At 42.4% G+C, this 26,137-nt stretch carries 23 protein-coding genes, 1 tRNA gene, 1 riboswitch and 1 other annotated feature; of the genes, 1 reads left to right on the forward strand and 23 read right to left on the reverse strand.

What is annotated here, in order from left to right; translation table 11 throughout:
• Positions 1–142: 142 nt before the first annotated feature.
• From NAF01_RS19600 to NAF01_RS19700, 21 genes are all read right to left on the reverse strand, one after another.
• Positions 143–1,171, reverse strand: coding sequence for a tetratricopeptide repeat protein (locus NAF01_RS19600; protein ID WP_163143694.1), 1,029 nt, complete (start codon positions 1,169–1,171; stop codon positions 143–145).
• Between the two features lie 101 nt (positions 1,172–1,272).
• Positions 1,273–1,866, reverse strand: a complete 594-nt coding sequence (gene leuD, locus NAF01_RS19605; protein ID WP_226618264.1) for a 3-isopropylmalate dehydratase small subunit — start codon at positions 1,864–1,866, stop codon at positions 1,273–1,275.
• 16 nt (positions 1,867–1,882) lie between these two features.
• Entirely contained in the window at positions 1,883–3,298 is a 1,416-nt protein-coding gene (leuC, locus tag NAF01_RS19610; protein ID WP_226618263.1) for a 3-isopropylmalate dehydratase large subunit, read from the reverse strand.
• 97 nt (positions 3,299–3,395) lie between these two features.
• Positions 3,396–4,508 (reverse strand): 3-isopropylmalate dehydrogenase, encoded by a 1,113-nt coding sequence (leuB, locus tag NAF01_RS19615; protein WP_163143700.1) that lies wholly within the window; start codon positions 4,506–4,508, stop codon positions 3,396–3,398.
• Positions 4,509–4,636: 128 nt separating this feature from the next.
• Positions 4,637–6,175 carry a 2-isopropylmalate synthase gene (locus tag NAF01_RS19620; RefSeq protein WP_197248310.1) on the reverse strand — a complete coding sequence of 513 codons (1,539 nt, stop codon included), beginning with the start codon at positions 6,173–6,175 and terminating at the stop codon, positions 4,637–4,639.
• Positions 6,162–7,184: a ketol-acid reductoisomerase gene (ilvC, locus tag NAF01_RS19625; protein WP_163143703.1), complete on the reverse strand. Its 1,023-nt coding sequence runs from the start codon at positions 7,182–7,184 to the stop codon at positions 6,162–6,164. The genes NAF01_RS19620 and ilvC overlap by 14 nt, the downstream gene beginning before the upstream one ends.
• 48 nt (positions 7,185–7,232) lie before the next feature.
• Positions 7,233–7,751 (reverse strand): acetolactate synthase small subunit, encoded by a 519-nt coding sequence (gene ilvN / locus NAF01_RS19630; RefSeq protein WP_035330237.1) that lies wholly within the window; start codon positions 7,749–7,751, stop codon positions 7,233–7,235.
• Entirely contained in the window at positions 7,748–9,469 is a 1,722-nt protein-coding gene (gene ilvB / locus NAF01_RS19635; protein ID WP_250801007.1) for an acetolactate synthase large subunit, read from the reverse strand. Before ilvB ends, ilvN begins: the two co-directional genes overlap by 4 nt.
• A gap of 79 nt (positions 9,470–9,548) precedes the next feature.
• Positions 9,549–9,804, reverse strand: a binding site (T-box leader).
• A 431-nt stretch (positions 9,805–10,235) separates the two neighbouring features.
• A tRNA-Arg gene (locus NAF01_RS19640) sits at positions 10,236–10,312 on the reverse strand.
• Positions 10,313–10,457: 145 nt separating this feature from the next.
• Positions 10,458–10,976, reverse strand: a complete 519-nt coding sequence (locus NAF01_RS19645; RefSeq protein ID WP_163143707.1) for a metallophosphoesterase family protein — start codon at positions 10,974–10,976, stop codon at positions 10,458–10,460.
• The gene (locus NAF01_RS19650) at positions 10,973–11,584 is read right to left on the reverse strand and encodes an XTP/dITP diphosphatase (protein ID WP_163143709.1); all 612 of its coding nucleotides are present in this window, start codon (positions 11,582–11,584) and stop codon (positions 10,973–10,975) included. The genes NAF01_RS19645 and NAF01_RS19650 overlap by 4 nt, the downstream gene beginning before the upstream one ends.
• 1 nt (position 11,585) lies before the next feature.
• Positions 11,586–12,356, reverse strand: a complete 771-nt coding sequence (rph, locus tag NAF01_RS19655) for a ribonuclease PH (protein ID WP_048011034.1) — start codon at positions 12,354–12,356, stop codon at positions 11,586–11,588.
• A gap of 146 nt (positions 12,357–12,502) precedes the next feature.
• Positions 12,503–13,570, reverse strand: coding sequence for a GerMN domain-containing protein (locus NAF01_RS19660; RefSeq protein WP_248348289.1), 1,068 nt, complete (start codon positions 13,568–13,570; stop codon positions 12,503–12,505).
• A 161-nt stretch (positions 13,571–13,731) separates the two neighbouring features.
• Complete coding sequence (recQ, locus tag NAF01_RS19665) at positions 13,732–15,873, reverse strand: DNA helicase RecQ (protein WP_163143713.1); 2,142 nt, start codon at positions 15,871–15,873, stop codon at positions 13,732–13,734.
• Between the two features lie 137 nt (positions 15,874–16,010).
• Positions 16,011–16,805, reverse strand: a complete 795-nt coding sequence (gene racE / locus NAF01_RS19670; RefSeq protein ID WP_163143715.1) for a glutamate racemase — start codon at positions 16,803–16,805, stop codon at positions 16,011–16,013.
• Between the two features lie 10 nt (positions 16,806–16,815).
• On the reverse strand, positions 16,816–17,274 hold the full coding sequence (locus tag NAF01_RS19675; RefSeq protein ID WP_061791493.1) for a MarR family winged helix-turn-helix transcriptional regulator: 459 nt from the start codon (positions 17,272–17,274) through the stop codon (positions 16,816–16,818).
• 159 nt (positions 17,275–17,433) lie between these two features.
• A complete protein-coding gene (locus tag NAF01_RS19680; RefSeq protein ID WP_009333184.1) occupies positions 17,434–17,658 on the reverse strand; it encodes a helix-turn-helix domain-containing protein in 225 nt (74 codons plus the stop codon).
• Between the two features lie 147 nt (positions 17,659–17,805).
• Positions 17,806–18,270, reverse strand: coding sequence for an acyl-CoA thioesterase (locus NAF01_RS19685; RefSeq protein WP_048011039.1), 465 nt, complete (start codon positions 18,268–18,270; stop codon positions 17,806–17,808).
• Positions 18,271–18,428: 158 nt separating this feature from the next.
• Positions 18,429–19,196, reverse strand: coding sequence for a succinate dehydrogenase iron-sulfur subunit (sdhB, locus tag NAF01_RS19690; protein WP_035330246.1), 768 nt, complete (start codon positions 19,194–19,196; stop codon positions 18,429–18,431).
• Between the two features lie 3 nt (positions 19,197–19,199).
• Positions 19,200–20,960 carry a succinate dehydrogenase flavoprotein subunit gene (gene sdhA, locus NAF01_RS19695; RefSeq protein WP_163143717.1) on the reverse strand — a complete coding sequence of 587 codons (1,761 nt, stop codon included), beginning with the start codon at positions 20,958–20,960 and terminating at the stop codon, positions 19,200–19,202.
• A gap of 187 nt (positions 20,961–21,147) precedes the next feature.
• Complete coding sequence (locus tag NAF01_RS19700; RefSeq protein WP_035330248.1) at positions 21,148–21,756, reverse strand: succinate dehydrogenase cytochrome b558 subunit; 609 nt, start codon at positions 21,754–21,756, stop codon at positions 21,148–21,150.
• A gap of 349 nt (positions 21,757–22,105) precedes the next feature.
• Between NAF01_RS19700 and NAF01_RS19705 the strand changes: the two genes are divergently transcribed.
• Positions 22,106–22,555, forward strand: a complete 450-nt coding sequence (locus tag NAF01_RS19705; protein WP_048011041.1) for a YslB family protein — start codon at positions 22,106–22,108, stop codon at positions 22,553–22,555.
• A 63-nt stretch (positions 22,556–22,618) separates the two neighbouring features.
• On the opposite strand, the gene NAF01_RS19710 is transcribed toward NAF01_RS19705, so the two are convergent.
• Together NAF01_RS19710 and uvrC are read right to left on the reverse strand one after the other, a co-directional pair.
• Positions 22,619–23,848, reverse strand: a complete 1,230-nt coding sequence (locus NAF01_RS19710) for an aspartate kinase (RefSeq protein ID WP_163143721.1) — start codon at positions 23,846–23,848, stop codon at positions 22,619–22,621.
• Positions 23,849–24,040: 192 nt separating this feature from the next.
• Positions 24,041–24,220, reverse strand: a riboswitch (Lysine riboswitch).
• A gap of 120 nt (positions 24,221–24,340) precedes the next feature.
• The gene (uvrC, locus tag NAF01_RS19715; protein WP_197208068.1) at positions 24,341–26,134 is read right to left on the reverse strand and encodes an excinuclease ABC subunit UvrC; all 1,794 of its coding nucleotides are present in this window, start codon (positions 26,132–26,134) and stop codon (positions 24,341–24,343) included.
• Between the last annotated feature and the right edge of the window lie 3 nt (positions 26,135–26,137).

Below are 26,137 nucleotides of genomic sequence, written 5' to 3' on the forward strand. Positions count from 1 at the left end.
ATCTATTATCATTTCATTCATGACAGAATGTTATGAATATCTCTTGTTTTTTCAAGTCATATCCATTTAATTAAAATGTATATATACACATAATACAACCATTATATTATAACACACACTCCCTGTCTTTCAACATTGAAGGCTAAATATTGGGATAAGAAATTTCTTCTATCTTTCTTATAAAGGCAAGAGCCTCTTCTATTTCCTCTTCAGGAGCATCATAAATATTACCTAGCTTGCTTATCGAGCTGTTTAAGCCATGATACTCATTTGAGAGCATATGGTATGCCGCTGCCCAGGACGCAGCATTCTCCGGCGGGGCTTCATGCGGATAAAGCAGGAAAAAGTGCCTTTCTGCAATGCTCTTTGTATTTTCAAATAGTACCGGGTCTTCCTGCTCGAGCTGATTTTCCAGTTTATTGACTATTTTTAACAGCATCGGCTGCTGATGAACAGGTGCTAGTTCAGCCGGATTTACCCGAAGGCTTTTATCAAACTTCCGAATCGTTACATATTTTTCATACCCATGCTCAGAAAGTACATTTAACAGCATCGTTTTAAAAAAAGGATTTCCATCCTTCGCTTCCAAATAGGCTTTAATATCTTCGAGATAAGGCCTGATGTTATGTACTGCCAGCTGTGCAGCAATCTGCATTTGTTCATGCTGATCCTGGCAGGAAAACAGATCGAGCTTCCTGCCGTTAAATTCCTCCAGATCGGGTGCTTCAATCTCAGTTTCAGAAGGTGAAGCAGCCATCTTTCTGCTGAACTCAAGCATTCTGTTAAAATGCTCAAATTTCTCCTTCGGGATCTCCCTTTCTTCAAGCAAAACCTCGATTGTTGCTGCAATCTCACTGTATTGATGCAGCTGCACAAGAATCATTAAATAAAGATCCATTACTTGTATGTAATCCCCTATGCCTGTCTGGAGCATTTTATTAGCCAGTTCTTTTGCCTTTTCCAAAGCTCCGGCTTCATAATATGCCAAAACGAGCCCAATATGAACATCCGTATTCTCAGGCTCCATATCCAGCGCTTCTTCAAAGAACCTGATTGATTCTTTATACCTTTTCTGCTGAAAGGACTCAAGCCCCTTTTCCAGCAGTCGTTTCTCAAGGCCGGGAAATAGAATGATTTTATTTTTTTGTTTTTTCTGTTCCCGCTTTCCCATGCTAAAACCGCCTCAACTATTATTTTTGAAGTTAGTGTAGCATGAAATAGAACAAAAACAAAAAGATTCATGGTTTCATGCCATGAATCTTTCATAGGTATCTACTTTACCGCAAACCGTTTTTCTTCAAAACTTGAAATGCTGCTTTCCAATTGAAGAGTAATCTCTATTTCATCCCAGCCGTTTATCAGCATTTTTTTCCAGTATTCATTAATTGTGAATGATGCGGAAAAATTATATTCATCTTCAACTATTCCATTCTGCAAATCAACCTTCAATTCATACGGCTGATTTTTGGCTCGTTCGAGCAAATATTCGACTGTTTCAGCCGGCAGAGTGATTGGCAGAAGTCCATTTTTTAAACAATTTTGATGGAAGATATCCGCAAACGAAGGTGCAATAATTACTTTGAAGCCATAATCCCCTAAAGCCCATGGCGCATGCTCCCGGGAAGAGCCGCAGCCGAAATTTTCATTTGCAATGAGGATGGAAGCATTCTGATTTTCCGCCTTATTCAGCTCAAACTCCGGGTTAGGCAGCCCTTCTTTCGTAAATCTCCAGTCATAAAAAAGATATTGTCCAAATCCCGTTTTCTCAATTCTTTTTAGAAATTGCTTGGGGATAATCTGATCTGTATCCACATTGGCTCTATCCATTGCAGCTGCTTTTCCCTGAAGTGTTTTAAATCCGCTCATTTAGTTCTCCTCCTTCTTAATGGACAGTCTCTGCACTTAGCAAGGCACCTACGTCAACAAAATGTCCGTATATAGCGGCTGCTGCCGCCATTAAAGGGCTGACAAGGTGTGTTCTGGCCCCTGATCCCTGGCGTCCTTCAAAATTGCGGTTTGATGTCGACGCACAATGCTCGCCATTTGGCACAATATCATTATTCATGCTTAAACACATGCTGCAGCCTGATTCCCTCCATTCAAACCCAGCCTGCTTAAAGATAAGGTCCAGTCCTTCTGCCTCTGCCTGCTTCTTGACCTGCTGTGAACCTGGTACAACAAGTGCACGGACATGGGGATGAACCTTCTTCCCTCTAATGATTTCAGCTGCCTGTCTTAGGTCTTCCAGCCGGGAATTCGTGCAGGATCCAATAAAAACGTGCTGAATTTGAATGTCTTCTATTTTTTGGCCTTCCTGCAGTCCCATATATTCTAAAGCTCTTGATAGTGACTTTTGTTCAAGCTCGTTTTTGCATTCCTCAAGTTTTGGAATTTGTTCATTCACCTTGGAAGTCATTGATGGATTCGTGCCCCAGCTGACCATTGGCGCAATATCGGCGGCATCAATTTGAATAGTTTTATCGTATTGTGCATCAGAATCAGATCCCAGCCCTTTCCAATTCTCGACTGCATCCGCAAATCCTGCTCCTTTTGGTGCATACTTTCGTCCTTGAAGATACGCAAACGTTGTTTCATCAGGACTAACAAGCCCCGCTTTTGCGCCTCCTTCAATGGACATATTGCAAATCGTCATTCTTTCTTCCATTGACATTTTTGCAACCGTCTCCCCGCAATATTCAATAATATGGCCTGTACCAAAACCAATTCCATTTTTGGCAATAATATAAAGGATGACATCTTTTGCAGTAACACCTTTTTTCAGCTCGCCGTTTATCTCCAGTTTTAATGTTTTAGGCTTGCTCTGCCATAAAGTCTGGGTAGCCAGGACATGCTCAACTTCACTTGTGCCGATGCCAAAGGCTATTGATCCAAATGCTCCATGTGTGGATGTATGGCTGTCCCCGCAAACAATCGTCATGCCTGGCTGTGTTAGCCCCAGCTCCGGCCCGATGACATGGACAATCCCTTGTTCAGGACTATCCAGCCCGGCAAGAGGGATGCCGAATTCCAGACAGTTTTTTTCCAAAGTCGTCATTTGATTTAATGCAACAGGATCATTGATGACTTTGCGATTATCAGTAGGAATATTGTGATCAACTGTGGCAAACGTTTTATCAGGCCTTCTCACTTTCCTGTTTTTCATTCTTAAACCGGAAAATGCTTGAGGGGATGTAACTTCATGCACTAAGTGAAGGTCTATGTACATCAAATCCGGCTTTCCTTCTTCCCTGTGGACTACATGCTTTTCCCAAATCTTATCTATTATTGATTTTCCCATTCTGCTCCACTCCTTTTTAAAAGAAACACGGCCGAAGATGGCCGTGTCTCAAGTTTAAAATCAGCTGAACCAGTGTCCAGCATCCATCTCTCAGCTCTTATGCATAAGCCCCCATGATATTAAGAATAGCCTCATTATCCAAAAGGGTAGCCTTCACCTCTTCAATCATTTCAGAAGTAGTGACAACCTTTTTACCAAATGAAACAATATCTCTCGTACGATAGCCAGCTTCAAGCACTTGATTAACAGCATTTTCAACCGCTTCAGCCTCCTCTTCCATCCCGAAGGATAAACGGAGCATCATGGCTGCTGATAAAATCATGGCAATTGGATTAGCTGCATTCTTCCCTTGAATATCCGGTGCTGAACCATGAATTGGTTCGTATAAGTAAGGCCCGTTTTCCGAAATGCTGGCAGAAGGAAGCATACCTAGAGAACCGGTCAATACAGAGGCTTCATCGCTTAGAATATCACCGAACATATTCTCTGTTACGACAACATCAAATCTTTTCGGGTTTTTAATCATTTGCATAGCGGCATTATCAACAAGCATATGTTCAAGAACCACATTAGGATATTGCTTTGCAATGTCCTCTGCAACTTCTCTCCACATTCGGCTGGATTCCAGGACATTGGCCTTGTCAACAGAGGTCACCTTGCCACGCCGCTTTCCTGCAAGTTCAAATGCCAGCTTAATGACACGGCGCATTTCTTCTTTTTGATAAAACAAGGTGTCCACAACAGCATCTTTTCCGTTTTGCTGTGTCCGTTCGCTTGGCTTTCCAAAATAAAGTCCGCCGGTTAATTCTCTGACCATCAGCATATCCACGCCTTCAATTACTTCATTTTTTAATGGTGAAGTATCGGAAAGGCTTGAATAATATTGAGTTGGCCGCAAATTGGCATATAAATCTAATTCCTTGCGAATCCTTAAGAGACCCTTTTCCGGACGAAGGTGGGGAGGCTGCCGGTCCCATTTAGGCCCGCCAACCGCTCCCAGCATGACCGCATCGCTTTCTTTGCAAAGCTCAAGCGTTTCATTAGGCAGCGGTGTTCCGGCTGCATCAATAGCAGAACCGCCGATGCTGCCATATGAAAATTGGAATTGATGTCCGAACCGTTCACCAACAGCCTGCAGGACTTCAATTGCACCCTTCACCACTTCTTTGCCGATCCCATCTCCTGGAAGTACTGCGATACGTTTTTTCATTTTAATCCCTCCGTCTGATTTATTGTTTTATAAATTTTTTTCATATTTTATTTCTGCGGCGCATTTGCTTTTCAGGGGAAGGACAGGAGACTTTCCGCCTCCGTCTGCGGAATCTCCCGCTTCCCCGATCAATTTGCCTCTACTGCCTGCACTTTTTCTCTCATATATATGACTCTATTAACAGCATTCAAGTAAGCTTTTGAGGAAGCCTCAAGCACATCCTGGGCCAAACCGCGGCCGCTTGTTTCCATTCCTTCATAGTTCAGCTTGACATAAACCTGGGCTAAAGCGTCTCTTCCGGCCCCTACGGATTGGATACGGTAATCCAGAAGGTTAGCTGTTCCATTCAGGCATTTTTCCAATGTGTTATACAGCGCCTCAATGCTTCCTGCTCCAGTACCGGCTTCCTGGATTACTTCGTTATTTGATCCTGACAGGGTAACAGTTGCTGTTGGAACAGAGTTCGTTCCATACTGAATTTGGATTCCGATCAAATCATAGAACCTCTGCTCCTTGGAGAGCTTCTCTTCAAGTACGATTGCTGCAAGGTCGTCGTCTGTCATCTCTTTTTTGCGGTCGGCCAAATCTTTAAAAACTGTGAAAAGCCGGTTTGCTTCTTCATCTTCTACTTCAAGCCCCAGTTCACTCAGGCGGTTTTTAAATGCATGGCGTCCGGAATGTTTTCCAAGCACCATGGAATTGGATTGAAATCCGACTAGGTCAGGGGAAATAATTTCATACGTTGTTTTTTCCTTCAATACCCCATCCTGGTGTATTCCTGATTCATGTGCAAAAGCATTCCTGCCAACAATTGCTTTGTTGGCTGGCACCACCATACCTGTCAGCTTGCTGATCAAACTGCTCGTTCTGCTGATTTCCTGAAGATTCAGACGGGTTGAAGCCTGATAATGATCATTTCGGATATAAAGGGCTACTGCCAGCTCCTCAAGTGCCGCATTCCCGGCTCTTTCACCAATTCCATTTATTGTGCCCTCAATCTGTGTTGCTCCATTTTTTATAGCTGACAGCGAATTCGCAATGGCCATTCCCAAGTCATCATGGCAATGTGCTGACAAGGATACTTTATCAATAGAAGGAACATGATTTCTTAAATATTGGAAAATTTCACCGTACTCCTGTGGTGTTGTGTATCCAACTGTATCCGGTATGTTAATGATTCTTGCACCGGCCTGGATGACTTTTTCAATGATCTCTGCAAGAAAAGGCAGTTCTGTCCTGGTAGCATCCTCTGCAGACCATTGGACGATCGGGAATTTGGAAGCAGCATACTTAACAGTTTCAACTGCTGTTTCAACCACTTCTTCTTTCGTCTTCCTTAACTTATACTGCCTGTGGATTGGAGAGGTTGCCAGGAATGTATGTATCCTTGGCTCAGCTCCATCCTTTAAAGCTCCCCATGCAGCATCTATATCAGAGATAACTGCTCTTGCCAATCCTGTGACCGAGCAATTCTTAATCGTCTGGGCAATATTCTGTACGGATGCAAAATCCCCTTTCGACGCTGCCGGGAAACCTGCCTCAATAATATCAACGTTCAAACGCTCCAGCTGCCTGGCAATTTCTAATTTTTCCGAGAAATTAAGATTTACACCGGCAGATTGCTCGCCATCTCTTAATGTAGTATCAAATATTTTAATTATTGCCACTTACGACCACTTCTTTCTTCTTGCTGCTATTAACAAACGGCATCATTTTACGGAGTTCTCTTCCCACCTGCTCGATCGGGTGCTCATTTTCTCTCTGATTTACGGCATTGAATACCGGTCTATTTGCCTGGTTCTCCAAAATCCACCCTTTTGCAAAATTCCCTTCCTGGATATCTTTCAGCACTGCCTTCATTTCTTCTTTCACTCTTGCGTCAACTACCCGTGGGCCGCTGACAAAATCTCCCCATTGAGCTGTATCTGAGATGGAATAGCGCATTCCTTCAAGGCCGCCTTCATACATAAGGTCAACAATGAGTTTTAGTTCATGTAAACATTCAAAGTATGCCAGTTCCGGCTGATAGCCTGCTTCTGTCAGAGTCTCAAATCCTGCCTTCACCAATGAAGTCAGCCCTCCGCACAACACTGCCTGTTCGCCAAATAAATCTGTCTCGGTTTCTTCTTTAAAAGTCGTTTCCAGGGCACCTGCACGTAGAGATCCAATGGCTTTAGCGTAAGCAAGGGCCAGTTCCTTTGCTTCCCCTGTAACGTCCTGATGGACTGCAAACAAGGCTGGAACACCTGCATCCTGCTCATATGTTCTTCTGACTAAATGGCCTGGTCCTTTCGGTGCTACAAGCAGTACATCACATTCTTTTGGAGGCACGATCTGATTAAAATGAATATTAAATCCATGGGCAAACATTAATGCCTGGCTTGATAGATTGGGTTCGATTTCTTCCTTGTATACCTTTGGCTGGAGTTCATCCGGCAATAAGATCATCACTACATCAGATTGAGCAGCTGCCTCACCGACCGGATATACCTGGAAACCGTCTTCTTCTGCTTTTTCCCATGACTTCCCTTTCCGCAGGCCGATGACAACCTCAACCCCGCTGTCCCTCATATTTAACGCATGTGCATGTCCTTGGGATCCATATCCGATGACCGCTACCTTCTTTCCGTTTAAATACGCTGCATTTGCATCTCCGTTATAATACATTTTCGCCATGTTTTATCTCCCTCTCCGAATAAGTTTTTTATATTTATAATGGTTTTTTTAAACAATAGAGTATGACTTGGACTGCTGTGAAGTACGCTGTGTTCCTCTTGGAAAGGCCGTTGTTCCCGTCCTGGCAAGCTCTTTGATTCCATATGGTTTAATGAGTTCAATGAAGGCTTCAACCTTATCAGATTCACCTGTAATCTGAACGGTCATGCTATCCTTGCTGACATCTATCACAGAAGCTCTGAAAGGTTCAATTAAAGAGTAAATCTCATTTCTTGTATATGGGACTGCCTGAACTTTAATAAGGGCAAGCTCTCTTGCGACAATCGACTGATCCGTGATATCCGTTACTTTTATCACATCGATTTGCTTGTTCAGCTGCTTCGTAATTTGTTCGCTGGCACCGGAGTCCTCAACATGGACCACACATGTGATTCGCGACATCCCTTCATGTTCAGACAGGCCGACTGAAATGCTTTCAATATTAAAGTTTCTTTTTGAAAATAGATTAGTAATTCTGTTTAGAACACCCGGCCGATTCATAACAGTCAGGCATATGATTCGTTTCATGGTTTTACACCTGCCATTTCATGAAGTCCTTTTCCTGGTGCAATCATCGGATACACGTTTTCATCCGGATCAACCCTGAAATCAATAAGCACTGGTTCACGGTTATGAAGCACCTCATCCAATACTTCTTCAGCCTCTGCTTTAGAATGGATGACATATCCTTTTATCCCGTAGGCTTCTGCCAATTTAACGAAAGATGGCTGTACCGGGATTTTACTGTGAGAGAAACGGGATTCATAAAAAATCTCCTGCCACTGCCGGACCATGCCAAGGGCCATATTATTAAAAATAATAATTTTCACCGGGAGATTCATTTCCTGAATGATAGCAAGCTCCTGTGTTGACATTTGGAATCCTCCATCTCCGCAAATGGCGAGTACGCATGCTTCCGGATCAGCCAGCTGAGCTCCAATGCTAGCAGGGAAACCAAATCCCATTGTTCCAAGTCCTCCTGATGTCACCCATCTGTCTGCTTTATTAAAGCGATAGTATTGGGCTGCCCACATTTGATGCTGTCCCACATCTGTTACAACAATGGCATTGCCTTCCGTTTTTGAATGAAGCATTTCCATTACTTGCTGGGGTTTCAGACGTCCGGATTCTTTATCATAGTAATATGGATATTCCTCCTGCCACCTCAAAATGGTTTCCAGCCATTCTTTATGGGCCGGCGGCTTTCCATCCTGCAGAATCAGCTGCTCAAGAGCTTCTTTTGCATCTGCCACAATCGGGATGGACGTTGGAACATTTTTGCCGATTTCAGCGGGGTCAATATCAATATGGGCGACTGTTGCATGTGGTGCAAAATGCTGTAAATTCCCTGTTAATCTGTCATCAAAACGGGCTCCAATATTTATCAGCAAATCACATTCTGTAAGTCCCATATTGGCTGCATAACAGCCGTGCATACCTGCCATACCGATGAACAATGGATGACTGGCAGGAAATCCGCCGAGGCCAAGAAGTGTGTGGATAACAGGTATTTGCTGCTGCTCTGCGTAATCTTTTAACTCTTTGGATGCTCTTCCATGAAGCACGCCGGCACCAGCCAGGATGACAGGCTTTTTCGATCTGCTGACTGCTTCTGTTAATTTTCTTATTTGAAGGTAATTTGGTTTTAATGTCGGCTGATAGCCCGGCAGATTCACTTCCGTTTCTTTCTCAGGCTGATTCGAAACTCCTGCAGCGATGTCTTTAGGGATATCAATCAGCACTGGTCCTGGCCTGCCGGTTGAAGCTATATAAAAAGCTTCTTTAACGATTCTCGGAATATCTTCAATGCTGCGGACCTGATAATTGTATTTTGTAATTGGAGTGGTTATCCCAAGGATATCTGCCTCCTGAAAGGCATCTGACCCAATGACTCCCGTTGCTACCTGGCCTGTAAATACAATCAGCGGAAGTGAATCCATCATTGCGTCTGCAAGACCGGTAACAATATTAGTGGCTCCTGGTCCTGAAGTGGCAATTACAACACCAGGCTTTCCAGATATCCGGGCATACCCTTCAGCAGCATGAATTCCTCCCTGTTCATGGCGCGGCAGCACATGAAGAATCTTTGAATGATACAGCTTGTCGTAAAGTGGAAGAACAGCTCCTCCAGGATAACCAAAAATCACTTCAACATTTTCTTTCTCCAAGGCTTTTAATAACAGATCAGCGCCGGTGACAGGATATGTCTCCGTTTTTGTTTCTGTTAAGGCAGCTTCCTGCAGCATTTGTTGATAACCTCCTCATGTTTTTAAACTCCAATATAAAAAGCCCTTCCACCCCTAAAGAAACCTAACGATTGTAGGTATAAGGGATGAAAAGGCTTTGATCACCTGTTCCACGGTACCACCCTGATTCACGCTTATGATGCGTGCACTCATGAACAGCGATGTGCTGTTCGTTTTGATAACGGGTGAAGAACACCCGGCAGCCCCTAGTCGATACACTTTCAGGACTGCGCTCAGAGGTGAGTTCATTTTAGGAGGGCATTACCGGGTTTCAGCAGATCCGGCTCTCTGTGAATGCCTGTCATAAAACTACTTATCCTCTTCTACGCTTTTCCTATTCTGAGATTTAACCTCAACACAATAACGCTTTAAACCATTGAATTGATAGATTAAAAAAAACCAAATTTTCATATTGCGAGATAAATTTCACTTGGATGAAGTTTATAGTTGTTGGTGTAAATTTCTTATATTGAGGACTATCTTACGCCCATTTTTATCAGCCGTCAACACCCTTTTAATGAATTATTTGATAATTTAGATTAATCTGTTATCGTGTATCCGCTTACATTGTTGATATATTCACATTTCATATGACAAAATTTTTTTTATATTTTTTTGATAAGGGAGATAAAAACATCTGATGAGGTTTATAGAGGCAATTTAAAAACAACTGGCAGGTTGCTGCCATTAAAAATTAAAACAAAAAAACCCACCAAAAAGGTGAGTAAAAATTCGGTAAGATATGTAGTGTTTCCAGATGTGTAAATGGCGTCCCAGGAGAGATTCGAACTCCCGACCGACGGCTTAGAAGGCCGTTGCTCTATCCGGCTGAGCTACTGGGACATTTTGATATTATTTTCGTGATTGAGATGTATTAACTTAACGACAAGATTTATTATATTAAACAAATGTTAAGAAGTCAACACTTTGTAAAATATTTTTTTATTATTGAGGGAAGACCGGGCTTCCCTCAATTATTATATTCAAATTAATATCTTTTTACCAGTGAAAATTTTTGTGTCAGATCAGGAATCTTTCCATTAGAAAAGTCATACACATCCAGTGTAACATCTTCTCCCCTGTTTTCCAGTATGACATATGTCCGTTCATTCCTGCCTCTGGGGAGCCTAATGCTTCCAGGATTGATAAACAATATCCCCTCAGACATTTCTGCTCCCAGACTATGTGAATGGCCAAAACATACGATATCTGCCTTCAATTCACGTGCCCTGTATGACAGATTCATTAAAGTGGACTTAACGGAATATTTATGACCGTGTGTGACGAAAAAGCGGAATCCTCCAGCCTCTTCTATTCTGTCCTCCGGAAAATCTGCGTCAAAATCACAATTTCCTCTTACTGCAGCGTAGCCCTTTAGTGATTCATCATCTGCCTGAAGTTCCGAATCTCCGCAGTGAATCATTATATCCATATCAGGATGTATTTCACGAATTTGGCTGAGTTCTGAGGTTAACCCATGACTATCACTGACAATCAGAACTTTCATGAGTTTTCTGCTCCGGCCAGGAAAGAAGGAAGCAGCTCCTCCAGCTTTTGGAGAGCTTTCGCCCTATGGCTGATTTCGCTTTTTTCCTCCGGCATTAATTCTGCCATTGCCTTGCCTTTTTCTTCTGAATAGAAAATAGGATCATAGCCAAATCCATAAGTCCCTCTTTTTTCTCTTAAGATACGGCCTTCACAAGTTCCTGCAACTGTTTCAGTCCTTTTTCCGGGAGCAGCGATTGCTAGCGCGCAATAAAACCGCGCCTGGCGCTTATCATCCGGAATGCTTTCGAGCTCATCGAGAACTTTGTTCATATTTTTCTGATCGTTTTTTTCCTCGCCTGCATAGCGGGCGGAATAGATGCCCGGCTTCCCTCCAAGCGCATCAATGATCAACCCTGAATCATCGGCAATGACCATTCTTCCAAAAGCTTTAGACACGGCTTCCGCTTTAAGAATGGCATTCTCTTCAAACGTGCTGCCTGTCTCCTCAACATCCTGAAAATCTGGATAATCCAGAAGGGTTTTTACTTGATAGCCAAGAGGCTTGAACATTCTCTCAAACTCTCTCGCTTTGCCTGCGTTTTTAGTAGCTATTATGACTTCCTGCATATTATGCCCTCCCCGCAAGCTTTTCTCTTTTGCTTTGAATGCTTCCTGAGATATTCTCTCCAAGTGCCGATTTCTGAAGTTCAAGCAGCTCTGATATCCCTTCCTGTGCAGCACCAAGCATTTCCTGCAGCTGTCCATAAGAGAAAGTCGCTTCTTCTCCGGTTCCCTGAAGCTCTACAAACTCCCCGCTCCCGGTCATGACGACATTCATATCCACTTCAGCAGAGGAGTCTTCAATATAATTCAAATCCACAACAGCCTGCTTGTCAGTAAGAATCCCCACGCTTGTGGCCGCAAGGAAATCATTGATTGGATAGCTTGGAAGCTTCTTGCTGCTGTAAAGCTTATCCATCGCCTGTGCCATTGCAATAAAAGCTCCTGTAATGGAAGCTGTCCGTGTCCCCCCATCAGCCTGTATTACGTCGCAATCAAGCCATAGCGTTCTTTCGCCAAGCGCATCAAGGTCTACTACTGCCCGGAGTGCACGGCCGATCAGGCGCTGAATTTCCATTGTTCTCCCTGAAATTTTTCCTTTTGCTGATTCCCTGATATTTCTCTGTTCTGTAGCCCTCGGCAGCATGGAATATTCAGCTGTTATCCAGCCCTTCCCCTGTCCTCTCATAAAAGGCGGGACCCTTTCATCAATGCTTGCTGTACAAATCACCTTCGTGTCTCCCACTGTAATGAGTACAGAGCCCTCAGGATGCTTTAAATAATCAGTTTCAATATGTATTGGCCTAAGCTGCTTTGGTTCACGTCCATCTGCGCGCATAAGCGATTTCCCCCTTCATTTGCTTATATTGAACCTGGGCATTTGCCCAGTAATATTGGCATGCCTATTTTACCAACAAAGAAGAGGCGGCATTATATGCCAACCTCTTTTTCCTGTTACTATATAGTATAACAAAATCTGCTATATTAAAAACTTCCTGTATTCACATTTTCAGGGCGGGTTACAGGCTCGGATAGTTTTTGGCCATCCTCATTGACAATCTCTGCTTCGCCATCGACAGTGACAGCCACGCTTTCTATACCCTTTTGTTCTGTCAGTGAAAGAACGAGTGCATTCAGCAAGTGCTTGGAAATCATTTTCTCTTCGAAGCTGCTGAAAACATTCTCATTAAAGTTTAATGTGACTTTTCCTTCTTCAATTTTTGGAGCTTCAAGCAGCTCTACATCCGGAAGGAAGTCTGTCACCAGATTGGATGCATAGTTCGGCCCCTTTATCAGTTCGGATACAACCGCTTCAACTTTATTGTCCATATCATTGCTTACACGCTTGGTAACAGGCACATAATAATAGTTTTCTTCATCCCCGCCCAGATAATAAACGGTCACCGGCTTCGTATTCGTGATATCCACTACTTCCGTTGTATCCATGTTTATTCCATTGGCTCTCGTTAACGCCGAACTGACCGGAGTGCCATTCACAGGCATCTCTTTTAATTCATGTCCGTTTAATGTCAGCTTAACTTTATCAATGGAATCAAATTGTGTAAGTGTCCAGGTAACGGATTGGAGAATTTTCTTTTCATCTTCCTTAGCATATTCCTGAAATTCTTTTGAAAAATCGACGGTTGCCACTTTATCTTTAATATTTACAGAAACTTTTGTATCAGCCGGAAGGACTGCTCGGAAGTCATTAGGAAGAAGCTCTGTAACAGGACCGTTTTCCACCAGGTACTCTAACGCCTGTGTAGCAACTGAATTCGTTTTTGGAAGATCGATCGTCTGGGGAACAACATACCCATTTTTATCAATCAAGTAAAGCTCTGTTTTAAGATTTGCCGTAACACCCTCTTCATTTTCAGCTGTTTCTTTTCCTGTTGTTTCCTCAGCAACACTTTCGCCTTCATCGGTGTAAGATACTGCTTTTGGCGGATCGACCTTTTCTTTCCCCTGGCTTCCGAACAATCCGCAGCCTGATAATAATACAGATGAAACCAGCACAGCTGACACTATCGACGTTTTTTTATTTATAGACATACATAATCCCCCCTGAGACAGTTTGTACTACATGTATACGAGCCTATCTGTAATTTAGACCGTCTTTTGGGATAAAAGTGTGAATAGATTTTTGACAAATTCGGACAATCTGAAGTATGGCTGCCATAGAGACATATTAAAAGAAGCCCCAATAAGGAGCTTCAATTTTGCTTCTGCAGTTCGTCTTTTACCAGGACGGCTTTGATTTTAAAATAATCTATCTCATCCGGAAGTTCTTCTTTAATTGGCTTCAGTTTTTCTCTTCCTGCTTTTTCCGCTGCCTGTAAAACAAGCTTTTCTTCCGTCTCATTGAAAATATCTGACCAGTCAATTGCATTGCCTTCTTTGATCGAGCGGAAGATATGCTCCTGAATCGTTATTGGGGAAAAGTTTCGCTTTTTGGCTATTTCCGTTATGGTATTTCCATTCTTATAATAATCAAAGGTAATCTGGTAGCTTGGACGGTCATCTTGTACTTCCTCTGACACTGAAGGCGTATCTGCTGCAGGCATAGGGGAAATATTATGTTCTTCGGCAAATTCTTTGATTGCCTCAATAAAATATTCCCCATACTTGTCAAACTTCATTTGCCCTACACCTTTAATATTTAACATCATGTCTTTGCTCACAGGAAAATAACGGCACATTTCTTTCAATGCGGTATCAGCAAACACCACAAAAGGAGGAACATTTTCTTCATCTGCAATCTTTTTCCTGAGCTTCCTCAGGATCTCAAAAAGTTCAATATTTTCATCTGCTTCCTGAACAGATACAGGCACACTAATTTTCATGGATAGTTTTTTCTGTCCTTTCAAGACAGGAATTGCATTTGCTGACAGCCTAACGGTCGGATATTTACCATCTGTTAAAACCAGATAATCCTCAGCCAGCAGATAGTTGATCATCTCTGAAATCTCTTTTTCTTTGCGGTTTTTCATCAGCCCAAATGTGGAAAGTTTATTAAAATTAAGCTCTCGGATTCTTTTATTACTTGAGCCTTTCAAAACCTGTGCAGTCAAAGTAACGCCAAATCTTTCTTCCATCCGCTTAATGCACGAAAAAATCATTAAAGCTTCCTGAGTAATATCGATGCTTGTCCGTTCATCCAGGCAGCTGCTGCATTTGCCGCAGAGGATCGGTTCGGCATTCTCATCAAAATAATCGATGATATAGGATTGAAGGCATTTTTCTGTGTGGCAGTAATTAACCATATCCTTTAGCTTGCTGTATTCCTGCTCCATTTTCCGGGGATCCAGACTGCTCTCCTCAATCAAAAATTTCTGCAGCTGGATATCCTGAGGAGCAAACAGCAAATAACATATGCTATCCTCTCCATCTCTTCCTGCCCTTCCCGCTTCCTGATAATAAGCTTCAATGTTCCGCGGAAGATTATAGTGGATGACATATCTGACATTGGATTTATCAATCCCCATTCCAAAAGCATTTGTTGCGACCATAATATTTGATTCATCGTATACGAAGGCATCCTGTGCTTTTTTCCGTTCTTCTTCCTTTAAGCCTGCATGATATTTAGCAACTGAGCAGTTCTTGCCTTTTAGGAACTGGTACAGCTGGTCTGTCTCCCTGCGGCTTGACGTATAAATGATTCCTGCTTCGTTTTTATGTTTATTTAGGGTCTGTAATATAAAGTCTCTTTTGTTAACACCTTTCAATACGTGAAAGGAGAGGTTATCCCTTGCAAAACCAGTTATAAACGTATTTTCCTCGCCGATGTTTAGAAGCCTGCGGATATCCTCTGCGACATCCCGTGTTGCTGTTGCAGTCAAAGCAGCAGTTACAGGTTTCTGGTGCAGATTGCTAAGCTCTGAGACTACGGAACGGTAACTTGGACGGAAGTCATGCCCCCACTGTGAAATACAATGTGCTTCATCAAAGACAATCGCATTGATTGAAATATCGTTTAATAATTGCAAAAAGGCCATGGACCCAAATCGTTCCGGCGCCACATACACGAGCTTATATTCTTCATTGCGTATTCCAGCCACAATGTGCTGATACTCGGCAGAAGACAACGTGCTGTTTATATAAGCAGCCGGGATGCCTGCAGTGCTAAGGGCATCTACTTGATCTTTCATCAGGGAAATTAAGGGAGAAATCACAATGGCCGTTCCGGGGAGTACAAGAGCGGGTATTTGAAAGCAGATTGACTTTCCGCCTCCAGTTGGAAGAATTCCAAGAGTATTGGTTTGTGAGAGGATATTCTGAATAATCTCCTGTTGGCCGGGGCGGAAAGAAGTATATCCAAAATATTTTTTTAAATAGTTTTCGGCTTGTGCCAGCAAATTGATCACCAACTCAATTAAGTATAGTTTTTCTTCAATTTCATGATACCAGAGCTTTTTTAAAAAGTAATCTAAAAGTAACGTGGAGATTTCTTAAAAAACACCTTCTGAAAAAATTCAGAAGGTGTCTGCATTTATTAAAGGGAAATTTTTTCTACAGCATCGACAGTAACCCCAAGCCACTTGGAAGCAATTTTAGAAAAAATGGCCGTGGAGCCAGTTGTACAGAATTTATATTCCGGATTTTCATCCACAGCTTTAAGCAGGCCATGGTGATGCAGAATGGTACTAGCTTCCCTTGCTGTTTCCTCACCTGAGCTGATGACCTTTACATCTTTACCCATTACATTTTTAATAATCGGTTCTAGTAAAGGATAATGAGTACATCCAAGAATGAGTGTATCCATTCCTTTTCCTTTTAAGGGCTGAAGCGTCTCAGCCACTATTTTTTTGGCAACTGAACCTTCGTACTCCCCGCTCTCTACAAGAGGAACGAATTTGGGGCATGCCAGACTATGCACGGCAGACCTGCTGTTTATCTGAATCAGCGCATTTTCATATGCCTTGCTTTTGACTGTGCCCTCTGTGCCAATGACACCAATTATATGGTTTTTCGTCACTTTAATAGCTGTTCTTGCGCCTGGGAAAATGACACCGATAACCGGTATCGGCAGTTCCCTGCGTATTTCCTCCAGAGCGACAGCAGTAGCTGTATTACAGGCTATAACAAGCATTTTAATGTTTTTTTTCAGCAGGTACTCCGTCATTTGCCAGGTAAAGGATTTCACCTCTTTACCAGGCCGCGGGCCGTACGGGCATCGTGCTGTATCTCCGAGGTATACAATATCTTCATTTGGCAGCTGCCGCATGATTTCTTTCGCGACCGTTAAGCCCCCCACTCCGGAGTCAATTATTCCTATAGGTTGTTTCAAAAGTACCGCCTCATTCTCCGCGCATATCATGGTGTAATTTCATTAAGTTATCTTTTAAGAACAAGACCTCATTATGTGAAGAATTTTTAAGAACCTCTTTTAGGTAATCCTGGCGTTTTTTAATAACTTCTTCAATAATCCGCTCTCCTTCTTCAAGCAGATGAATCCGGACTACTCTTCGGTCATTTGGGTCTTTCACTCTTTTCACAAGGCTGTTTTTCTCCATTCGGTCAACAAGATCTGTTGTCGTGCTGCATGCAAGATACATTTTATTTGACAGCTCGCCGATAGTCATATCACCTTCTTCAAACAGCCATTGCAATGCCACAAACTGAGGAGGGGTAATGGTAAAATCACTTAGAATTTCCCTTCCCTTTTGCTTGATAATGCCGGATATGTATCTTAAGTCTTTTTCAATATCAGCTACAACATCATTTATTTCATTTGTTTTAGGATCTTCCAGCTTCATTCATAAACACTCCCATTTAAGCTTTTACGATGTTTTCTGCCCTTGTGCATTTATTTTCACCTTTTTCCGCATAAATTTCAAGACAGAAATAAATCCAATAATGAAATATTCCCTATATAAATGTGATAACCGGCCTCCCAGAAGGATAGCCGGTCTAAATTAAAGTTCTAGCTCTCCCATTCGAAGGAGCTCTACAACAGCTTGTGATCGCCCCTTTACACCAAGCTTTTGCATGGCATTAGAAATGTGGTTCCGAACCGTTTTTTCACTTATAAACAATTCACCAGCGATTTCCCTTGTTGTTTTATCTTGTACTAACAATTCGAATACTTCTCTTTCTCGTTTGGTGAGTAACGGCTTGTGAGTATATTCATTCTCCTTCAAGTATTGTAACCCTCCTTGCCTTTCGCCAGCTATGAACCGCGGGATGGGTATATATTTAGTCACCATATCATATGTCAGCAAAACAGCCGAAGTGACTATATTTAGTGAAAGGAGAAAGTTATTTTCAGGAAATGTGCCATTGTGCCGCTAGGCTCGGACTTTAACCCCGCTTTTCAGCATTTCTTTCATATTTTCGGTCCAAGGCACACCCTTGCCTGTCACCTTTGATATCTGCACCATCGTCCCCCTGCCGGTGAAGCAAACTGAACCGTCTGATTTCCTGCCCATATAATGAAGATCAACAGAAGAATTCCCTATTGAAGCAGCTTTTACGTATATTTGTATCTCTTCATCAAAGAAAACCTGGCTGATAAAATCGCATTGGAGGTCTGCTACGACTGGTATGGTTTCACTATCATGCTTTACCCAGTCCTGCATAAAGCCCTTGCTTTTGAAAAATTCTATCCTTGCTTCTTCATAGTATGTAAATGGAATGGTATTGTTCAAATGTCCAAACATATCAGTTTCAGAAAATCTGACTTTTACTGGATGAAAGAAAATGAATTCTTCTTCCCATTTTTTAAAATCGTCTATATAGCTCAATTTTTTCATGCTGGTCCCTCCCAATTTTTTATGAATGAGCATTCACTCTGTTGTATTTCATTATAGTGTTTTTTGAATTATTTGAAAACCTTTCATCTGTGTTAAATAATAGATTATGCGAATATAGACTAAAAACCCCTCTCCAAAAGGAAAGGGGTTTTTCAAGTTTAGATCTGGTCGCTTCCAAAGAAGTTTTTGAAAGACTGGAATGTTGTATCGCGGTTTAGTGCCGCAATGGATGTTGTTAAAGGAATGCCTTTCGGGCAGGACTGTACGCAGTTTTGAGAGTTTCCGCAATTGGCAAGTCCGCCGTCACCCATGATTTGCTCCAGACGTTCAGCTTTATTCATTTCACCAGTTGGGTGAGCATTGAACAAGCGAACCTGTGATAAAGGAGCCGGTCCGATAAAGTCAGATTTGCTGTTAACATTCGGACATGCTTCCAGACAAACACCGCATGTCATGCACTTTGAAAGCTCATAAGCCCATTGGCGCTTTCTCTCAGGCATACGCGGTCCAGGTCCCAAATCATACGTGCCATCGATTGGAATCCATGCTTTAACCTTTTTCAGGGAATCAAACATACGGCTTCTGTCGACCTGCAGGTCACGGACTACCGGGAACGTGCGCATCGGCTCAAGACGGATTGGCTGTTCCAGCTGATCTACAAGTGCCGTACATGATTGGCGGGGCTTTCCATTAATAATCATTGAACAAGCACCGCAGACTTCTTCAAGGCAGTTCATATCCCATGCGATTGGAGTAGTATCTTCACCCTTCACGTTAACCGGATTACGGCGAATCTCCATAAGGGCTGAAATAACGTTCATGTTCGGACGGTAATCAATTTCAAACTCTTCCTGATAAGGGGCTGAATCAGGAGTATCCTGGCGGCTGATTACAAAACGGACTGTTTTCGTTTTTGTTTCTTGCATGGTTTAGTTCTCCCCTTTCTTTTTGGAATAGTCACGCTTACGCGGTGGAATTAAGCTTACATCAATTTCCTCGTAATGGAATGCCGGAGCGGAATTTGCATCAACAAACTTCGCCATTGTTGTTTTCATGAATTCCTCATCATTACGTTCAGGGAAATCAGGCTTATAATGTGCTCCGCGGCTTTCATTACGGTTATAAGCACCAATTGTAATAACACGTGCCAATTGAAGCATATTCTGCAGCTGGCGCGTAAAGCTTGCACCCTGATTGCTCCACTTCGCAGTGTCATTAATATTAATGTTTTTATAGCGCTCCATAAGTTCAACAATTTTTTCATCTGTTTTCAACAGCCTGTCATTATGGCGGACAACCGTTACATTGTCTGTCATCCACTCACCAAGCTCTTTATGAAGGACATATGCATTCTCTGTGCCATCAAGAGACATGATATTATTCCATTTTTCTTCTTCCTGTTTTACATGGCGGTCAAATAGTGATGATGGCAGATCTTCAGCACTCTTATCTAATCCGCTGATATACTTGACTGCATTCGGGCCTGCTACCATACCGCCATAAATGGCTGATAGCAGTGAGTTGGCGCCAAGACGGTTGGCACCATGCTGTGAATAATCACATTCACCAGCTGCAAACAAGCCAGGAATATTTGTCATCTGATCATAGTCAACCCATAATCCGCCCATTGAATAGTGGACAGCAGGGAAGATCTTCATTGGCACTTTACGAGGGTCTTCACCCTGGAATTTCTCATAGATTTCAATGATTCCGCCAAGCTTAATATCAAGCTCTTTAGGATCTTTATGGGAAAGATCCAGATATACCATGTTCTCCCCGTTAATGCCAAGCTTCTGGTTAACACAAACGTCAAAAATTTCACGCGTTGCAATATCACGAGGCACCAGGTTTCCGTAAGCCGGATATTTCTCCTCAAGGAAGTACCATGGTTTGCCATCTTTATATGTCCATACTCGTCCGCCTTCACCGCGTGCAGATTCACTCATTAGGCGAAGCTTATCATCTCCAGGGATGGCGGTTGGATGGATCTGAATAAATTCCCCATTTGCGTAATAAGCGCCCTGCTGATAAACGATTGAAGCCGCTGAGCCTGTGTTTATGACAGAGTTAGTGGATTTTCCGAAAATAATTCCCGGTCCGCCGGATGCCATAATAACTGCATCTGCAGCAAAAGACTTAATTTCCATAGAAGTCAGGTTCTGGGCAACGACACCCTTACAAGCTCCGTCATCATCGATTATAACCCCTAGAAATTCCCATCCCTCATACTTTGTCACTAATCCTGCCACTTCATGGCGGCGGACCTGCTCGTCCATTGCATAAAGCAGCTGCTGCCCAGTTGTAGCACCGGCAAACGCAGTACGGTGATGCTGTGTTCCACCGAAGCGGCGGAAGTCCAGCAGACCTTCAGGTGTACGGTTAAACATAACACCCATACGGTCAAATAAATGAATGATGCCAGGTGCAGCCTCTGCCATTGCTTTTACAGGCGGCTGGTTTGCCAGGAAGTCCCCGCCATATATTGTATCGTCGAAATGAATCCAAGGAGAATCGCCTTCCCCTTTTGTATTTACCGCTCCGTTGATGCCGCCCTGGGCACAAACAGAGTGAGAACGTTTAACCGGTACCAGAGAAAATAATTCAACCGGAGTCCCAGATTCTGCTACTTTAATTGTCGCCATCAAACCGGCTAGTCCGCCGCCGACAACTATAACTTTTCCTTTACCCATCGTGACTCACTCCCTTAATACTTGTAAGAAAAGCGCCAGCACCCGCTTACCGGTCCCCTTGAGGCCTTCCGATGGCGTTTATTCTGCCAAAAGTGCTGATTTTGCCTTTGCGCTTTCAATAATGCGGAGCCGGGCAGCTGCCCAATTCCCTTTTTATCCGATCAAGTCTAATAATCTCACATGTCTATTAAATAAATGCTGTAAGAGCACGTACGCCAACAATAGATAGTGCAATGAAAATTCCGATCGTTACGTAAGTGGAAATAACTTGTGAACGAGGAGATACTGTAAGTCCCCAGCTGACAAGGAATGACCAAAGCCCATTAGCAAAGTGGAAAATTGCAGAAATGACTCCAATAATATAGAACCAGAACATAAATGGATTCGACAGGATGTTCTCCATCATCTGAAAGTTAACTTCTGCTCCAAAGGCAGCCTGTACACGTGTTTCCCAAACATGCCATGCAACAAAAACCAGCGTAATGACACCTGAAACACGCTGAAGCATAAACATCCAGTTGCGGAAATATCCGTATCTGCTTGTGTTATTTTTCGCAGTAAAAGCAATATAAAGGCCATAGATTGCGTGGAACAGCAAAGGTAAATAGATTACAAACGTTTCAAGGAATATTCTAAATGGAAGACTTTCCATAAAATGCGCTGCATTATTAAAAGATTCCTCTCCCCCTGTTGCAAAATGGTTCACTACAAGGTGCTGCACCAAAAACAATCCAACTGGTATTACGCCAAGCAATGAATGCAATCTGCGATTAAAAAACTCACGATTACCTGCCATAAACTTTCCCCCCCTGATTTTAAAAAAACGATGCTGAGCCCCCGCTCAGGACATCATCTCGAAAATGTTATTCATTTTCTTACAATTATGTGACATGTCCATTTTACTCCCAAGATAATAGAGCGTCAAGAAAACGGATACATAAAATGTTCCATATTAATAAAATTTTTAAAAAATATTAACGGGTTAAAAACATATATTATCCTGCGGTTCAATATGACCTAATTGCCGGTCTCCAATATACTGAAATAGTAATTATTTCTATGCAAATCGTTCTATTTTTTACTGAATTGATATTAACTCCCCAAGCATATTGTATATAATAGAATCATAGAAAGAGGGGAGACTATTGAGCGAATTAGCATCTGCGAAATCTAATGAAGATCACATACAGTCTGTACCGGTATTTGGGTATGAACTAATCCGGGAAGTTCTTTTGCATGACCTTTTAGGAAATGAAGCACCCGAAATTTTATATTGGGCCGGCAAAAGGCTTGCACGCATGTATCCTCTGGAAACAGCCGGACAGATTGCCGAATTTTTCACAAATGCCGGCTGGGGCAACCTTTCCATCGCAAACGAATCTAAACATGAACTTGAAATGATATTATCAAGCCCGCTGATTGCTGGCCGCTTGCAAAAAAACAATAACTGCACATTTCAGCTCGAAGCTGGTTTTATAGCCCAGCAGATAGAATTTCAAAAAGAAGTTATTTGTGAGGCATTTGAACATCCCCGCAAGAAAACCGGCAAAATCCTTATTACTGTGAAGTGGGATAAAAAGGATCCTGCTGAGTAACATCTAATACGTACAAACAATAAGCTATCAATTTCTGATAGCTTATTGTTTATAGCTTCGGAATTAAGCCTTAACAGCAGAAACAGACAGCTTGAATGCCTCGTGTAAAGCATCAACAGCATCGATCATTTTACTGTTTTCCACAACCGCTGATACTTTAATTTCTGACGTGCTTACCATTTTCACCTGAATTTCATTCGCTGAAAGCACTTCGAACATTTCTGCAGCCACACCCGGATTTGAAATCATGCCTGAGCCGACAATTGAAACCTTTGCAAGCCCTGATTCCCACTCAATGCGGTCATAATTTAATTGATCTCTATGCTTTTCTAAAACTTTCACTGTATCCGTCAGATCTTCATTCTTAATTGAGAAGGACAGGTTAGTTGTCTGGGCTTCTGTCATGCTCTGAATAATGATATCGACATTAATGTGGTTTTTGGCGAGCGCCGAGAAAATAGTAGACAGCCCAGTCAGTGAATTAGGAAGACCAATGATTGTTACTCTTGTTATGTCATCTTCAAAAGCCACACCGCGCACCACTAAATTTTGTTCCATTTTTACTTCCTCCTCAATGATTGTTCCGGCTTCCTTTTCAAGGCTTGAACGCACTTCAATCGGAAGTCCATAGTTTTTAGCGAATTCAACCGCTCTTGGATGGAGCACTCCAGCCCCCAAATTGGCCAGCTCAAGCATTTCATCATAGGACACAGAATGTAACTTTCTGGCATTCTTTATAAAGCGGGGGTCGGTTGTAAACACACCTGTAACATCCGTATAAATATCACATTTATCAGCTTTAAGTGCTGCAGCCAGTGCAACAGCAGTTGTATCAGATCCTCCGCGGCCAAGCGTGGTAATTGAGCCATCTTCTGTCATCCCCTGAAAGCCTGCTACAATTACAATTTTCCCCTGATTTAATTCCCCCTGAATGGTGGCTGGATCAATATTTACTATCCTCGCATTACCATGGACTGCTTCTGTTTTAATACCTGCCTGCCACCCTGTAAAAGAAACAGCGTGATGCCCTTTCGCATTTAATGCCATTGCTAATAAAGAGATGGTCACCTGTTCGCCGGTTGTAAGCAGCATGTCCATTTCCCTTTTATCTGGTGATGGGGAAATCTCCCTTGCCATGCCAACCAGCTGATCAGTCGTTTTGCCCATTGCCGAAACAACTACAACAACATCGTTTCCACGGTTTTTTTCCTCAATTACCCGATTAGCGGCATTTTGTATTCTGTCTACAGTCCCCACGGAGGTGCCTCCGAATTTCTGCACTATGATTCCCACAGCTTTCCCTTCTTTCTAAAGATCTCGTAATTTTATGAATTGCCGTCCTATGTAAGTGAAGCAAGACAGTCCACTCGGCTGTATTTGACAATGGCCTTAAATCTAAAATACCCCTTTTGGGCAATAAAAAAAGCAATGGAATAGTTTAACTATCCCATTGCTGTGCAGCCAAAATGTATATGTGAGCAAACACAGTGAGATAGCTCTCCAGGACGGCAATGTCCTGACAATCCTGCATTTATTCAATGCAAAACCAGCAGAAAAAATGATGAGATTTTCTCCACTTCGGCGAACATACCCTTTCAAAGCTTTTCATGGAAGCTCATTCTTCTCCAAGCTTTTACTGATGAAGTTCGCACCTCTACCTTCACTTAACGATTATGTCCAATAGTTCAGTTTAAACATATGGACATGCGCTTTATCGCTATAAAGTGATATTGATATAAAGTTTCAATTAGTATAACATGTCTGACTTTTTATGTCTATATCCATTTAAGACTCAGAGTTTCCATTTTGTTCCTCAAGCCTCTGCTTTAACTCCTCTGCAACAATCGCAGGAATGCCTATTTTTCTAAACTCCTCAATTGATGCCTCTTTCATTTTCTTTACAGACCCAAAGGCCTTCAACAGCTGTTTCTTTCGCTTTTCGCCTATGCCCGGAATTTCATCCAGAATAGACTGAAAGGCACTTTTTCCGCGAAGCTGGCGGTGAAAAGTAATCGCAAAGCGATGAACTTCATCCTGAATTCTCTGCAGCAGGTAGAATTCCTGGCTGTTCCTTGCAAGTGGAATAATTTGAAGCGGATTACCATATAAAAGCTGTGAAGTTCTGTGCTTCTCATCCTTCACCAGGCCTGAAATCGGAATATCCAGACCGAGTTCATTTTCTAGCACATCCCTTACAGCTTCAACATGCCCTTTTCCTCCATCAATCAAGATTAAGTCCGGAAGCGGCAGTTCTTCTTTCAGTACTCTTGTATATCTGCGTCGCGTGACTTCTCTCATGGATTCATAATCATCAGGACCTTTAACGGACTTTATTTTATATTTTCGGTACTCTCTTTTCTCCGGTTTGCCATCAATGAAGACGATCATGGCAGAAACGGGATCCGACCCCTGGATATTTGAATTATCAAAGGCTTCAATCCGGTGAGGAGTATAAATTCCAAGCTGATCACCCAGATTTTCAACAGCTTTAATAGTCCGTTCTTCATCACGCTCTATTAAAGAGAACTTCTCCTGGAGAGCAATTTTTGCATTTTTATAAGCAAGCTTCACCAGGTCCTTTTTTTGCCCGCGCTGCGGTTTTAGCACTTTCACATCAAGAAGCTGTTCTGCCATGACTGCATCAACGGAATCGGGTGCCAATATTTCACGTGGTTTAAAATGATTTGCTTTAGTATAAAACTGGCCGAGGAACGTTAAAATTTCTTCTTCCGGCTCATTATAAATCGGGAACATTGATACATCCCGTTCGATCAGCTTGCCCTGCCTGATGAAGAAGACCTGGACACACATCCACCCTTTATCAACCGCATAGCCAAATACATCCCGATCTGTAAAATCTGTCATCGTCATTTTTTGCTTTTCCATCGTTGCATCTATATGGGCAATTTTATCTCTGAGCTCTGTTGCTCGTTCAAAGTCCAATTCTTCTGCAGCGGCTGTCATTTTTGCAGTAAGGTCTTTTTTAATCTCTTTGTATCCGCCATTTAAGAATTTCGCAATTTCATCTGTCATTTGCTTATATTGATCTGCACTTACTTCCTTTACGCAAGGTGCAAGACATTGGCCCAAGTGATAATAAAGGCAAACTCTGTCCGGAAGAGTTGAACATTTGCGGAGAGGATAAATACGGTCGAGCAGCTTTTTTGTTTCATTGGCAGCCTGCACATTGGGATAAGGTCCAAAGTATTTTCCCCTGTCTTTTTTTACTTTTCTGGTTGTTATCAGACGGGGATGGCGTTCGGCCGTCAATTTGATAAAAGGGTAGCTTTTATCGTCCTTCAGCATTACATTATATTTGGGATCATATTTCTTGATCAGATTCATCTCAAGAATCAATGCTTCCATATCTGAAGATGTGACAATGTACTCAAAGTCCACGATCTCATTAACAAGTCTTAATGTTTTCCCGTCATGTGAGCCTGTAAAGTAGGACCTGACCCGGTTTCTGAGAATTTTGGCTTTCCCCACATAGATGATGGTCCCCTGCCTGTCTTTCATTAAATAGCAGCCTGGCTGCGCAGGCAGCAGCATCAGTTTATTTTTTATCGTTTCATTCATGGC

The sequence above is a fragment of the Cytobacillus firmus genome (assembly GCF_023657595.1).
Taxonomy (GTDB): domain Bacteria; phylum Bacillota; class Bacilli; order Bacillales; family Cytobacillaceae; genus Cytobacillus; species Cytobacillus firmus_B.